Genomic DNA, 13904 nt, shown 5'->3' with positions numbered 1-13904 from the left:
CGGCTCCGGCGTTGCCTTGTCGCCATCCCCCACCGGGGATCATTCCGGTGGACCCAGTCGGGCCTCTCATGTTCCGATGCGTGCTTTCCATGCGTGATCCGGCCTTCGACCCCGACGGAGCATCACCGTCTCGCTTAGCGACGGCGCACATTCTGCCTTCGTGGTCGGGAACACACTCGGCCTCCGTGACATTCAGCATTTCGTGGCTCAATCCCGCACCCCACATGGCCCCTGTCTACACTTCAGACGCCGCGTTACCGCGACGCCCGCAAGACTCGGTCCTGATCTGCCTGCTACGGCTTTGATCAGATGAGACTCTCACTCATAGGCGCGCATCAGCTTTCATGACGTACTCCCGGGTTCTGTTGAATTTCTGAAGAGGTCGGCGTTGCCCACCTTGAGCCGGTAGGCTCGGGGTGCTGATTCCACAAAAGGAGAGCAACGCCATGACGAGAGATATCACACCGGCTGGTTCGCCGGCGACCTGGGCTGTGGACGAAGCGTTTGCAGACGTGCGGGCAAGCTTCGATCGGTTCTGCCTTGCGGCAGGGATCGAGGCGCTCGGCACGATGATGGAGGCGGATGTCACGGCGGCCTGCGGTCCGCGCCACGGTCGCGATGCGGCGCGGCGGGCGCACCGTTGGGGCCGAACGCGGGGGACGGATCGGCTTCCACGGTGGCAAGATCGAGGTCGAGCGCCCGCGGGTCCGGGGCGTGGACGGCCGCGAGGTCACGATCCCGAGCTGGGAAACGGCGGCGCAGGAGGACTGGCTCGGTCGCTGGGCGATGAACCTGATGCTGATCAATGTGTCGACGCGCCGGTTCGGCCGCGCTGTCCGGTTGCCCGAGGGTGACGTGCCGGCACCGCCCGGATCGGGGGTTTCGAAGTCGGCGGCCTCGCGGAGGTTCGTAGCGCTGTCGGCGGCGCGGCTGGCCGACTTCATGGCTGCCGATCTGTCCGCGCTCGATCTTCTGGTGGTCCAAATCGACGGGCTGCATCTCGGCGACGATCTGGTGCTGGTCGCCGCGATTGGGGTTGACGGCGAAGGCAACAAGCATCCGTTGGCGCTGGTGGAAGGGGCGACCGAGAACGCCGCAACGGTTCAGGCCCTGCTGGACAACCTGGTCTCGCGCGGGCTCGCCCCGACGACGCCAAGACTGTTCATCGTCGACGGTGCGAAGGCGTTGTCGAAGGCGATCCGCCGCACCTTCGGTTCGGCCGCTGCGATCCAGCGCTGCCAGATCCACAAGGCGCGCAACATCGTAGAACGCCTGCCGAAAGAGCATCATGCGGCCGCCCGTCGGGTGCTGCGCCAGGCCTGGGAGCTCGATGACGCCGACAAGGCTGAAAAATTGATCCGCAACCGCGCGCGTCGGCTCGACCAGCAATGGCCCGGCGTAGCGGCGAGCATGCTCGAAGGCCTCGACGAAATCCTGACTGTCGTCCGGTTGAAGCTGCCGAAGGAGCTTCGTCGATCGCTCGCCTGTACCAACATCGCCGAGAACATGATGGGCACCATTCGCCGCGTCACGCGCAACGTCAAACGCTGGCGGGATGCCGGCATGGCCTTGCGCTGGGTCGCGGCCGGCATGATCGAGGCCAACAAGGGCTTCCGACGATTGAAGGCGCATAAGCAATTGCCGGTTCTGCGTGCGGCCCTTCAAGCTCACTACGATCGCGTGACGATCGAGCCCGTTGCCCACGTCACGAAGGCCGCGTAACATTGATTCCGGCAACGTCGGCCCGACGTAGTTCAACAGCGATCGGGACATCCCCAATTCGACGATGCCGTCGATGTAATGGACCGGGCGCTCGCAGTTAATCCTAATCAGGGACAAGCATGGAGTCTCAGTGCTTGGCTAAGAATCTGGAGAGGCGAGCCGGATGTTGCGTTGAAGCATGGCGCTTATGCGATGCGCCTGAGCCCGATCGATCCCGCCATGTTCGGTATGCAAGGCGCAATCGCTTATGCTCATTTTCTTGCTGGCGACCATGATATCGCTTTGTTGTGGGCAGACAAATCAATGCGCGAAAACCCGGATTTTCTGCTGTCAATGTGCAACTTCGCAGCCAGCAGTGCGCTTGCTGGTCGGGTTGAACAAGCAAAGAGAACGGTCGCCAGGGTCCTCGAACGTGATCCTGATTTGCGGCTCTCGAACCTCAGAAATCTAACTCCGTTTCGCCGACCTGAGGATCTCGCGAAGCTCGCCGACGGCCTTGGCAAAGCAGGACTTCCCGATTGAACTGTCGGACCGTCAGGATACGTGCCTTCATACAAGCAGCTGATGACGAGAACACCATCGGCGATAAAGCGGAAATCCGTCGGGAATCCGAAGTCGCCTAGGGGTCAAGAGCGTCGTCCTTTGCAATAGACGGCTGCCCGTCAACTTCCGCTATGCTTTGTTAGCGACCGAGATCACGCGGCGGTGCAATATGTCGCGAAGGGCCAGAGACCGACGTAGGCTCAGGCTTCGTCAGTTGACAGCTGCGGACCAGCCACGATCGTTCACAATCATGCGTTGTGGGATGCTGTGAGAAAGCTTTTGCGTCTTTTTGGAGTGGGCTTGCCTCGAAAGCGACTGGAGGCAGAGCCACCCCCTTATCCATCACTGTGTCCGCGCGGCAAAACCCGGTCGTCATAGTCTCACAAGCGGCTCAATGCGTGCTTCTGATGTTTGGAAAATTGCAGGGGCGAAGAAGAAGCTCGACTTGCGACAAATTGCGTGCGGGCTCCTCCTTGGAGCATTGCGGAGACAGAAGCTCTGCTGGCCCTCTTCATTGGGCAAAATAGCGATAAGAGGAAGAAGTCTCGCAACGCACAACGTTTAGCTGCACTGCAACAACGGCTCCGCGGCTCCTACCCGGTCGTCTCCCGACAACGGTGGTGTTTGCGCTGGTCAATCACCCAAGGTCGGCCTGACGGCGACTCCGGGATTCATCGTTCTCCAACCGCATCCGGTGAGGTGCTAATCTTTTGGAACCTATCCAAACGGCTCTGGTAAAGCCTGACAACAGCAGGAGAGAGCTATGGCCGAGAAACAGGTGCAGCTCACCTGGGATCCGATTGCCCTTGCGGCGCAACTGCAGAACATCGCGAAACAAAGCCAGCTACTGATGCAGCGCTTTGTGTCGCAACAGCCGGACGCGGTCAAGTTCGGCATGGGCGACACGTCGACACTCGGGTTCGACTTTTTCGAGCTCATGACAAAGATGATGACCGACCCGGTGGTAGTCGCCCGCGCCCAGATCGACCTGTTCTACGACACGCTGGGTATCTGGCAGAAAACTGCGGAACGCATGCTCATGCTGCGTGCACGCGAGGCCGGTGCGCCGAAAGACAAGCGCTTCAAGCATCCGGACTGGAGCGAGAACGCTATCTTCGACTTTGTGAAGGACAGCTATCTCGTTGCGGCGAAGTCGCTGCTTTCTGCAATCCGCGAAACTAAAGGCATGGACGAGGCCAGCGCTCGTAAGGTCGATTTCTACACGCGCCAATTCGTTGATGCTGTGTCGCCTTCCAATTTCGTCGCGACCAATCCGGAGGTCCTCACCGCGACCCTGGAGTCTGGCGGACAAAACCTGCTACGTGGTTTGGAGAACCTTCTCGTCGATCTGGAGCGCGGCGATGGTCGGCTTGCGATTACAATGACCGACATGAAGGCTTTCCGCCTCGGCGAAAACATCGCAACGGCGCCAGGAAAAATCATCTACCAGAACGAGCTGATGCAATTGATCCAATATGCTCCGTCGACAAGAGAATCTCGGAGGCGGCCACTGCTCATCGTGCCGCCGTGGATCAATAAGTTCTATGTTCTCGATCTTCAGCCGAAGAACTCTTTCATCAAATGGGCTGTCGATCAGGGACACACGGTGTTCGTCATCTCCTGGGTGAATCCCGATGAGAGGCTCGCTGAAATGAGCTTTGAACATTACATGCTCGAGGGACCGTTGGCAGCACTCGACGCGATCGAGTCCGCGACCGGAGAGCGCAGCGTCAACACGATTGGCTATTGCCTCGGCGGAACCCTGCTTGCCTCGACGGCGGCTTTTCTGGCCGCGAAGGGCGACGACCGGATTGCAAGCGCCACCTATTTCGTGACGCTCGTCGATTTCACCGAAGTCGGAGACATGGCCGTCTTCATCGACGAGGAACAACTGGCGTCTCTTGAAAGACGGATGCGCAAGCGCGGCTATCTGGAAGCGCAAGATATGGCGACGGCGTTCAATATGTTGCGCGCGAATGACCTGATCTGGTCTTTCGTTGTCAATAATTACCTGCTCGGCAAAGAGCAAATGCCCTTTGATCTTTTGTTTTGGAATTCCGATTCGACGCGCATGCCAGCGGCGATGCATTCGTTCTATTTGCGCAAGATGTATCAGCGAAATCTGCTGGCAAAACCCGGCGGCATCACGTTGGCGGATACGCCGATCGATCTGTCGAAAGTCAGAACCCCGGCCTTCATTTTGGCCACGCGCGAAGACCACATTGCGCCGTGGAAGTCGACCTATACCGCGACCCGCTTGTATTCCGGACCGGTCAAATTCGTTCTATCCGCTGCGGGCCATATGGCTGGCGTGATCAGCGCGCCAGGCAGCAAATATGGCCACTGGGCGAACGACAATTTGCCGCCCAGTCCGGACGAGTGGCTCGCCGGCGCGACGCCTCATCAAGGGTCGTGGTGGCCGCTGTGGGACGAATGGGTCACGCAATTTGATGCAGGCCGGGTTCCTGCCCGCGAACCGGGCGGCGGCAAGTTACCGGTTATCGAAAACGCGCCGGGCTCGTACGTCCGCGTGAGATCAATGGCCTCGTAAGTTGGGGGGAAGCGATGGTCCGACCGCGGCTGCACGCAAATCAAGTGTTACGGAACGGTGATGTCTGCTCTGACCCTCAGCAGCCCTGCGCCACTCTGACCTGCCGCCCGCGACTTCCGGTCTACCCTGATAATCGGACCACTGCCGAGCTGGCTGCGATGTCTCGGTTGGGCCGATTGTGTTGAAAAAATCCTCACCGCCGTCGGGGTTTACCGCAGTCAGACACAGTGGACCACGCCAACTCGAACAAAATCTATCAGCGACTTTCTACTTTGCATGACGAACGCATCCTCAGAGGAAATCAGCCGCCGGCAAGCTTTTGCGAGAATTTTGCCTTGGCAGCATTTTCGACTTTTTCAACACAATCGGCCAAAAGGCGACATGCTTGCAGCGGCCGCTACTGGCGCGAACCGAACCCGGATTTAAGATATTAAATTTGCATGCGATAATGTCGCCTGTCATGACACCAGCACCATCGCAAGAAAGATAATCGCGCCCCAAAGCAGCGCGTTCACGCAAAGCGTAAGCGTCCAATCACTCATGCCCCGCCTTTAGCTGTCATCGCGCTTCCCCCCGCAAGAATGTATGTCTCGCTTTCTCCAGCTTGCGTCGATCAAGGGACGGCTGCGTGCCCAATAAGTCCGCGCAGCCCTCGCATGTCCGTCAAGTTTTCAGTGTGAACTTTTTGCGAAGTTCGGCCGCGACAGTCGCAGCGCGTGCCTGAATGGCTTTTGCATGCTTGGGCGCGGTAATCACCGTAGCGTGCCAACCGAGGAGCGGGTCTTGGCGAACCGACACATACACGCCGCCAATCAACAGCTTCTGATGGACCATGTCCTCAAGTTCAGCACAAGTTTTCTGCTGCTTTGCCAAGGGGCGCCTTTCTGCGTATGACCCGCTCGACAGCGTCGGTCGCCTCGCCAGGACGAGAAAGATCTGCCGCTTCGATCGCGGTGCGCTCGCAATCAGCTCATGCTCCCCGGCATGAAGCAGCGCACCGTCGGATGACCATTTAGGTAGTCAGGCCAGACCATCGTACGGCCAGCACGGTTCGGTCCGTCCACGACAGCGTCGTTCGGAACATCAACCCACTCACCATCAATGCGTACGCGATAGTGACCATCCTTAGTTTCCCAATCGGCGTCATCAACGCGCATCGCGTCACTGCCGTCGCAGCAGGGCCCTTTGCCACTATGCAAGCTTTCATACCAACCGTTCAACTCAGGGTGCTGAAGATCGTGGGCGCGTGCGTGATCAATTGTAGAAATCGGCAAGATGACAGTGAATGCAACAAGCGCTGCATGCCAACAGTGATCGTTCATCTCACACGCAATCCGGGAATCTCTGTGTAGTCGGGAAATTCATCTGGCCGCATCAACATGCGAAGCTTTCTTAGCTCGCCGCTGGTAATCGTCGGCGAGGGACTTAAGCTGACCCGCAATCGCTTCGTCAGTCATGGTCTGGGCAACGCGGAGCAAAGTCCGCGCTGTTTCCAAATATGCTTTGCCTCGTTGTGAGATCGGGACCGTCATAAGGTCCTCGCGCGGTTCTCCGGCAGCTGGTTGAAGGCAATGTGGAGCCAGCCCACCCAATTGAGGTCACTTTCCCTGCGAGATCTGAAACGATCGACGCACTTCTTGGAACAAAGCGGGTTTCGCCACGAGTAGTGCCGGACAAGACCAAACTTGCCATCACAAACTGCGCATCGAGCGGCGCTGCCAGATCTAAGAATTTCGGAGCAGCTTGGCATTAAAGTCTCCTCTTGGCTTTATTGCAGCTGTTCGTCGATCATCCCTTTTCACTGTCGCACTTGATGAGCCTGTACGCTTTTCCAACGCATTCAGCCTAAGACGATCACGACTAGCAGTTCAATTGAACGTAGGTAATCGGCAGGCATCTAAAGGGGTGCCGGAACGATACGAAGGTTTATGGCGCTCGTCCTTGAAGCCGACCACTTCTGCACCGGGTCAAGAGCCGGCGTTGAAGGCCGCGCTGAGCGACTTCCGGTCTACCTGTGACTGCGGACATCCGAAGGCTCCCGGGGACGCTTCTGCGGCAACTCCGTCAGGGCGCGGTGCAGCTCGACCGGGCCACGATGGCAAGTGGCGCTCCACGCGACCGAATGCCTAGTCAGTATCAGTCGAGTCCCCCGCCATGCGGGCTCAGATTGCCTGTCCCGCTATGGTGGCCTGATAGCTATGGATCTGCTTGGCCGTCGTAATCACTGCAAAAGTCGCTGTCAAAATGAATGCTATTGAAAAGGCGAAGAAAACAAAACGTGGCGTCATTGAATGGGCTCCCTTTCAGGATACCCCCGCGCTAAAGTTAACTTGAATTCTGAGGCCTTCAAGGCGTGTATGGGCGGTCCCAGGCTATGCGATCTAATTACCAATTGTTCATCAAGCAAGGCTACGTCGTGAGCACCGTGTTGCAAATGGATAGTTGGGGACACCGATGAAAGCCAAGATACCTCCAAAATCGAATAGAGGCCGCCTTCCATTCTGGACGGCCGCCAGTCATAGCTTCTTGAACGGCGCCTCTATATTGGCCGTAACCAGTGGCGTGCTCTGCTTCCTTCTGGTCGCCAAGCGCTACCTGTAGACAATTAAACCGGATTTTGCTGGCGAGCGTGGATTATCTCGGCCCCGTTGACGCGCTCGCCGGCCACGATCTTGGCTCCGAACTTGCGGCAGCGCGCCTCTGACGTTGCCGAGGACGCCGGCTGCGCCAGGATGTGCCAGCTCACGTTGCGGAATATCTCCGGCCGGTCGCCATACAAGCTTGCCACTCGCCTCATCTCACCCGCATCTTGGGGATCGTTGAGATCGAAGCGTTCACGAACGAGGCGGCCGAAGCGTTTGTTGTTTGGCGTGGCATCGCGTAGTGCCGCCAGCTTGCGGCCGAGCTCGATTCTTTGAGCAGCGATCCGCCCGTTTGCCGCTTTCAGGGCCTGCCGGTCTTCCTCCTTCGCCTGCCGGAGGGGCATCGCGGCGCTCTTTCTTGCTCAGCGGCTCAAGCTGCGGCGGGAAAAGAATGCGACGTAGTTTGTTGCGAACAATTTGGAAGAACGCTTGAGACTTCCGATAGCCGGAAGAACTCCAGTGACCGCATCGTCTCTAATATTTGGACGAGCCGAATTTGATCATCAAAGGCTTCGATTAACTCCAGACCACGATCCGCGAACTCGGCTGCTGCATGCCGAGGACAAAACGGCGGAAACGAACAGTTGCGAGAATGGATCCTCGTTGCCCTGCGACTCCAGGATACATCGGCACGCCAAGACGATCTTGGCGCGACCGTCCTCGCCGAACATGCGGCAGCGATATAGTGTCTTTTGCAACTCGAACTCACCGGGTCGTTGGCCGGGGGGCGCAACGATCGAGTCCAAAATGCCGCGTACCTCGGCGGCCAGCTCCTCGGTTTCCCAACGGGGGCGGTCCACTTTGATGCGCGGCGCAATCACCCGCGCGTTGGACGGATCGCCACCGGCCGCGGGCGGGATGCCGCCGACGTCGCGATTTCAACCTCCTTCGGTCCTACCCAACTGGTAAGGTTTCATGTTGTGACTGAAGAGATCGTCGAAGCCCCCCGGGCAGCCGCTAGAACCGGCGGCCTGACCGGTCCGAGCAACTTAACCTGATGGTCCGCTTGGTCGCCTGCGCATGAGAACCTGTCGGCTAAAACTGCCCTCTAACGACTGGCGGAAACCCATGAATGACCTCCCGGAGCAGGAAATCCGCAATCGCGCTTATCGGCTTTGGCGGGCAGCCGGCGAACCCGCAGGCCAAACGCATCGTTTTTGGTACCAGGCCGAAAAAGAACTCCTCGCCGAACGAGAAAATCAGGGCGAGCTGCCGCCCGGCATGACTGACAATCTGCCCATTTAACGCTCGAATAGTCTCAGAAAAAAGCCCCGCCATAGCGGGGCTTTTCTCCGCACGTCACCACGTCTGACGGCCGTACCAATCATTGATCTCTTTTCTTGCCTGGTCCTTCGCGTAGCCATAGCGCTGCTGCAAACGGCCTTCGAGTTGGTCCTGCTTGCCGGCGATGACGTCGAGATCATCGTCTGTCAGCTTGCCCCACTGCTCCTTGACCTTGCCTTTCATTTCCTTCCAGTTGCCCTCAACACGATTCCAATCCATGGCTGTCCTCCTACGGCTCACATTCGGCCAACCGGAGGTGTGGTCATTCGTTCCAAGAGAGATGCTGGGACAGGGCGACTCGGGCCGTCCACATCCCGACGATTGGCAGCCCCATGACAATGGCAATCCCATCTGGAGCATTTCGACAGGATTGGTAGCGTCGCGAGGAACTTCAGACAACGCCCACTGGTTACGGGAAAAGGAGGAGCCGCTCATGCACCGCCGTGAAAAGCCGTCACCTATCCGCAACAAACTCGATTTGTCTGATCGCGTCCAGGTTCGCCTGCTGAAGAAGAGACTTCGCTTGTCGGAGTCGGAGCTGAGCCAGATAGTCGGCCGCATCGGTAACTCGATCTCCGCCATCACCAAGGAAGTAAGCCTGCAAAGGGCTAATCGCCTTCCAGAAGCTCTGGGTGTGCGGTCTGCCGAGATCATCGCACCGGTGACTGTGCCCGAGACGACAACGACCGACTGATATCCGGCGAATCAAGCTCCTGATGCGTTGCAGAGTGGCGGCTCGGTACAACGCGCCTAAGCCGCGGCCTCGCACCGGACCTGGTCGCGGCGGCACGACAACCTTGAGCACAAACGACCCGGTGGATCCGGTCCCTACCGGGTCGTTCCACCCTACCCGTGTGGCGCGATCGGCTATTTGTTAAGCACAACCCATGTGCCGAGGCAGTTCATACCGGCCGCGTTTCCCATAGGGAGCGCGCCAGTTTGATCGCCTCGATCTGCGCAGATGTCTCGTCTGGCAGATCGTGCACGCCGTGGTGGCTCACAATGTAGCCGTCCACGAGTTTGAAATGAAAGAGCAGCATAGAACTGGAGTTGCAACTCCAATGCCAGACTGAGAGGACGACAGCGACCGGGGGGCGACACGCGCAATTATGGCGCGACAGCCAAGCTCAGACCTCGCGAGCGAATGGCTGCGAACGGCAGCCTTAGGCGTCATGGCACCAAATTGGACAGGGGCGGCACGGGCGTTACATTGTGCGGCCACCGACCGGCGTGTCCCGCTCTCGAGATTCCGTCTCCGCTATCCGAACCCACTGTGCCTCGTCGTTCCGTCGGCTGCCGTCTCTTTTTTGTGCTTGGGCAGACCGGTGAGATGGAAATCCAATCTTCGGAGCATCCCAAGGTAGACTTTTTAACATATGGTTCGGTAGCCAGGCATTATCATCGAGGAACATCTCCACCGATCCTTGGTTGCCTGCATCCACACCAACCTTGGAGGAGCACCCGAAGACGCTTTTGGCTGGATGCGCGCGGGCTGTTGGTTTGATCTCTGGCGCGAGCGCCGTCGAAATCAAGTTAGGGAGGGCCTTGAGCGAGCAAGCTTTGGCGATCGCCGTTTGTTAGGCGTCTTGATCGAAAGGCGCCGATAGCCTTTCTAGGGCGGCCGCCTCTTGCATGTTGGGAAGGTTCCGTTGGCCTCAGGTGGTGGCTAGGGAACTATCCCCGTAAGCTGCAGTGGATGAATCATGTCGTTTCGCTTGTCTTTCGTCGCAGCCTTGTTCCTGCAACTTTGGTTTGGCGCTGCCTTGGCTCAACCGGAGCTGGAAGCTTGCCGCTCATCCGGATTAGTTGCGCTGAAAGAGCACAATCCATCAATCAGCGATGTCGCGCTCGATATGGATAGTATGACGGTAGCAAAGGCCACCCCCAAGGTCGAAGACATTCCCATTCGAACAATCGTCATAGGCGATGCCTATCTCGAACACGGAAAAAAGACACGCGCCGAACTTTCCTCCGGCGAATTCTGCCGACAGCTAGGTCGTCAGAAGGCCGATCCCTTCATCAAGCGGCGTCTTTTGGATTTGGCCCAGGACTACGAGCGCCGCATTGCTATCGCCGCAAGGGTTAAGGAAGAACAAAAAAGAGAACGATATAGCCTCACGCTCCGATGACAAACAATTTGGAGCCGTTCTACGGATGACATGCTGGCCGTCAGCCGAGCGACACGGGGCGACTTCGATGGAAGAGTACAGGGCTTATCTGATGGGGCCTGACGGTTACATTGTTAGCCGGATTGATCTTGTTTGTGCGGACGAGGACACGGCCAAGGAGCGGGCTCAGCAACTCGCGCATGATTGCACAGCCGAACTTTGGCAGGGCGAGCGTAAGATCGCGACATATCCGCCGTTGCAGTAACTTGCGGTAGGGTGCACGGGGTGTATTATGGGATTCGGTCGAGCATCTTCTGCCGCGGGTGGCCGCCGCTATCCTTCGAGATGTCCCTTCGAATGAGCCTGTCGTCGAAGTACGCAGCCCCTCTGCCTTCAATTGGCTTATCCGCTCCGTTCAAGGCGGCAACGATAGGATTGACTTCGGCTTAGACAACCCCCTAGAACACGTGTGACGGTTCCCCTTGACGGGGATCAAAAGGGAACGCGGTGCGGGACTTCTCCCCTATGCCGCGGCTGCCCCCGCAACTGTGAGCGGCGAATCTTTCGTCATGCGCCACTGGGAGCCTCGGTCCTGGGAAGGCGACGAAGGGTTGGGACCCGCAAGCCAGGAGACCTGCCGTCAGCCGTGGTCACACGCGAAAATGTCGGTCGGGGAGTATAGACATTGTTTTCGTCCGTCGTGCCAGGCACGTTCGAGCGAGACCTCATTTGCGGTGACGTGCCACTGACGTCATACCGAGGCCGCTCGTGCTCTCTATCGTTACTATCCCAAGGCAGCGTCGTGCTGCCCAACTCGCTTTCAGATATTTCCTACCGGTTCTGCTGCTCGAGTCTTGTTCGGCAAAGGCCCAGCAGTCTGATTCGCCCCATGTCTTGCCTCCGGTAAGCGTTACCCAGCCCCAAACGCCTCCAACCAAACCCAAGCGCCTTGATCGTGAGCGTTCGACTTCGACAGCGCGGACTCAGTCGAGCCGAACCGCAGCGACGCGAAGCCCCACGCCCTCGATCGCAACATCCGATACGTCATTTCCAACGCTGAACCTGAACAAGCAGAACGCGAGTGGCAGCCGCCTCAACCTCACTCCGCTGCAGACGCCCGCCAGCGTCGAAACGATCACGTCGCAGACCATCGCAGAACGCGGCCAGCATAATGTCACGGACGCGGTCACCCAGAACGCCGTGGGTTTTAGCGCGAGCCCGGCCCCCGGCAATGGCGGCCTCTCGTTCAGCACACGCGGCTTCACTGGAAGCAATTCGGTGATGACGCTTTATGACGGCACTCGCCTCTATGTTGGTGCCGGAACCGCGACCTTTCCATTCGATACGTGGTCGGCGGATCGCATCGAGGTCATGCGCGGGCCAGCCTCCGTTCTGTACGGAGAAGGCGCGATCGGCGGGATCATCAATGTGATCCCCAAAAAACCCGTCACGACGCCCTACAACGATGCCGAGATGTCGCTCGACACCAATACGACGCGACGCATCGCGGTGGATAGCGGCGGACCGATCAATCCGACCGTATCCTATCGCGTCAATGCCGTCGGCAACATGTCGAACGGTTGGGTCGATCGCGACGAGACATCGAATCTGGCGATCTCCGCCGCGGTGCGGGTCGAGGCCGCCGAAAACCTCGCTTTCACACTCTCGAACGACTACGGCAATCGAAGCCCCTCGCGCTATTTCGGCACACCGCTGATCAACGGCGCGATCGACGGCGCGTTGCGGTTCAAGAACTACAACGTGCTCGACAGTGCGATCCGCTATCAGGATAACTGGAGCCAGTTCAAGACCGAGTGGGACGTGACGGACGGCATCAAGGTTCAGAACACACTCTACTACCTGACCAGCCGTCGGCATTGGCGTGATGTCGAGAGTTATGCCTGGAATCCTGCGACACTGTTGATCAACCGAACCAGCTACATCGAGATCTTCCACGACCAGGCTCAAGTGGGCAACCGGATGGACGCGACGTTTCGTGGCCATCTGCTGGGCTTCGGCAATGAGTTCGTTGCGGGTTTCGACATCAACCGGGTGGATTTTACCCACACCAACAATTCGCCCTATGGCGGCGCGTCTTCGGTCAGCCCCTATGCCGTCAACATGGGGTTGTTTGCGGCCACCACGACGCGAACCACGCCCGGCTACAACGCAATCGTCAATCAATACGCGTTGTTTGCCGAGGACCGGCTGTCGCTGACCGATCAGCTGTCCGTTGTTAGCGGTATCAGGTTCGATCGGCCGGATGTCGACCGCACCGATTACAGGACCCCAGCGAACAGTTTCGATATCTCGCTGTCGGGTACGAGCTGGCGAACCGGCGTGGTCTACACCCCGATCTCGAACCTTGCATTTTACGGACAGTATGCGACAGCCGTCGATCCGGTCACCAATCTTATCTCGCTGTCGGCCACGCAGAAAACCTTCCAGCTTGCCACCGGCAAGCAAAGAGAGGTTGGAGTCAAGCAGTCGTTCTGGGGCGGTCGCGGCGAGTGGACGCTCGCAGGATACCAGATCGTCAAGAACAACCTGCTGGTCCCGGATCCCAGCAATCCTGCCGGACTGGCGTTGCAAATCGGCCAGCAATCCTCGCGCGGGATCGAAGCATCGATCGGCCTGGCGCTGGATGGCGGCTGGCGCGTCGATGCCAATCTCGCGGTGCTGCGGGCCAGGTACGACAACTTCAGCCAGGTGGTAGGCGGCAAACTCGTCAGCCACGCCGGCAACGTTCCGCTGAACGCGCCGCAGCAAGTATCGAACGTCTGGTTGACCTGGGACTTCGCGGCGAACTGGTCCGTCTATGGTGGTGTGCAGATTGTGGGACAAACCTTTTCCGATAACGCCAATACGCAGCTTCGCCCCGCCTACACCGTGGTCAACGGCGGACTACGCTGGAAGCCTGACGAGCAAACCACGGTCGCGCTTCGCATCTACAATCTCTTCGACACCGTCTACGCCACGTCGTCGCCTTATGCCGGGCAGTGGCTGCTCGGCATGCCGCGCACGGCAGAAGTGTGCATCAACGTGAAGTTTTGA

The 13904-nt window shown here is 58.6% G+C and carries 12 protein-coding genes, 2 pseudogenes and 1 riboswitch; of the genes and pseudogenes, 8 read left to right on the top strand and 6 right to left on the bottom strand.

Annotation, left to right across the window (positions count from 1 at the left end):
- The first annotated feature begins 446 nt into the window (after nucleotides 1-446).
- From ACVJGD_RS41920 to ACVJGD_RS41910, 3 genes and pseudogenes are all read left to right on the top strand, one after another.
- A pseudogene (locus tag ACVJGD_RS41920) lies at nucleotides 447-1722 on the top strand (IS256 family transposase).
- 78 nt (nucleotides 1723-1800) lie between these two features.
- Nucleotides 1801-2244: a tetratricopeptide repeat protein gene (locus ACVJGD_RS41915; RefSeq protein ID WP_456639561.1), complete on the top strand. Its 444-nt coding sequence runs from the start codon at nucleotides 1801-1803 to the stop codon at nucleotides 2242-2244.
- Nucleotides 2245-3028: 784 nt separating this feature from the next.
- Nucleotides 3029-4816, top strand: coding sequence for a PHA/PHB synthase family protein (locus tag ACVJGD_RS41910; protein ID WP_456639560.1), 1788 nt, complete (start codon nucleotides 3029-3031; stop codon nucleotides 4814-4816).
- A 291-nt stretch (nucleotides 4817-5107) separates the two neighbouring features.
- On the opposite strand, the gene ACVJGD_RS41905 is transcribed toward ACVJGD_RS41910, so the two are convergent.
- The 4 genes from ACVJGD_RS41905 to ACVJGD_RS41890 form a co-directional block, all read right to left on the bottom strand.
- Nucleotides 5108-5350: a hypothetical protein gene (locus tag ACVJGD_RS41905; RefSeq protein WP_456639559.1), complete on the bottom strand. Its 243-nt coding sequence runs from the start codon at nucleotides 5348-5350 to the stop codon at nucleotides 5108-5110.
- A 129-nt stretch (nucleotides 5351-5479) separates the two neighbouring features.
- On the bottom strand, nucleotides 5480-5689 hold the full coding sequence (locus ACVJGD_RS41900) for a hypothetical protein (RefSeq protein WP_456639558.1): 210 nt from the start codon (nucleotides 5687-5689) through the stop codon (nucleotides 5480-5482).
- A gap of 92 nt (nucleotides 5690-5781) precedes the next feature.
- A complete protein-coding gene (locus ACVJGD_RS41895) occupies nucleotides 5782-6138 on the bottom strand; it encodes a hypothetical protein (protein WP_456639557.1) in 357 nt (118 codons plus the stop codon).
- Nucleotides 6139-7421: 1283 nt separating this feature from the next.
- A complete protein-coding gene (locus ACVJGD_RS41890) occupies nucleotides 7422-7802 on the bottom strand; it encodes a hypothetical protein (RefSeq protein ID WP_456639556.1) in 381 nt (126 codons plus the stop codon).
- Nucleotides 7803-8258: 456 nt separating this feature from the next.
- Here ACVJGD_RS41890 and ACVJGD_RS41885 point away from each other — a divergent pair.
- Nucleotides 8259-8456 (top strand): annotated as a pseudogene (locus ACVJGD_RS41885) (hypothetical protein); the annotation flags it as partial.
- A gap of 70 nt (nucleotides 8457-8526) precedes the next feature.
- Entirely contained in the window at nucleotides 8527-8703 is a 177-nt protein-coding gene (locus ACVJGD_RS41880) for a DUF2934 domain-containing protein (RefSeq protein WP_456639555.1), read from the top strand.
- A gap of 54 nt (nucleotides 8704-8757) precedes the next feature.
- Here ACVJGD_RS41880 and ACVJGD_RS41875 read toward each other — a convergent pair whose 3' ends face one another.
- On the bottom strand, nucleotides 8758-8961 hold the full coding sequence (locus ACVJGD_RS41875; RefSeq protein ID WP_456639554.1) for a CsbD family protein: 204 nt from the start codon (nucleotides 8959-8961) through the stop codon (nucleotides 8758-8760).
- Nucleotides 8962-9175: 214 nt separating this feature from the next.
- Here ACVJGD_RS41875 and ACVJGD_RS41870 point away from each other — a divergent pair, with 214 nt between their 5' ends.
- The gene (locus tag ACVJGD_RS41870) at nucleotides 9176-9436 is read left to right on the top strand and encodes a DUF3606 domain-containing protein (RefSeq protein ID WP_456639553.1); all 261 of its coding nucleotides are present in this window, start codon (nucleotides 9176-9178) and stop codon (nucleotides 9434-9436) included.
- Nucleotides 9437-9644: 208 nt separating this feature from the next.
- Here the strand turns inward: ACVJGD_RS41870 and ACVJGD_RS41865 are convergent, their stop codons facing one another.
- The gene (locus ACVJGD_RS41865; protein WP_456639552.1) at nucleotides 9645-9782 is read right to left on the bottom strand and encodes a DUF6894 family protein; all 138 of its coding nucleotides are present in this window, start codon (nucleotides 9780-9782) and stop codon (nucleotides 9645-9647) included.
- A gap of 663 nt (nucleotides 9783-10445) precedes the next feature.
- On the opposite strand from ACVJGD_RS41865, the gene ACVJGD_RS41860 reads away from it, so the two are divergent.
- The gene (locus ACVJGD_RS41860) at nucleotides 10446-10871 is read left to right on the top strand and encodes a hypothetical protein (RefSeq protein ID WP_456639551.1); all 426 of its coding nucleotides are present in this window, start codon (nucleotides 10446-10448) and stop codon (nucleotides 10869-10871) included.
- Between the two features lie 435 nt (nucleotides 10872-11306).
- Nucleotides 11307-11506, top strand: a riboswitch (cobalamin riboswitch).
- Nucleotides 11507-11744: 238 nt separating this feature from the next.
- Nucleotides 11745-13904 (top strand): TonB-dependent receptor, encoded by a 2160-nt coding sequence (locus tag ACVJGD_RS41855; RefSeq protein WP_456639550.1) that lies wholly within the window; start codon nucleotides 11745-11747, stop codon nucleotides 13902-13904.

The sequence above is a fragment of the Bradyrhizobium sp. USDA 10063 genome, from assembly GCF_054063735.1.
Note: the sequence above shows the minus strand (reverse complement) of the source record. Positions and strands in the feature narration are given on the sequence as shown.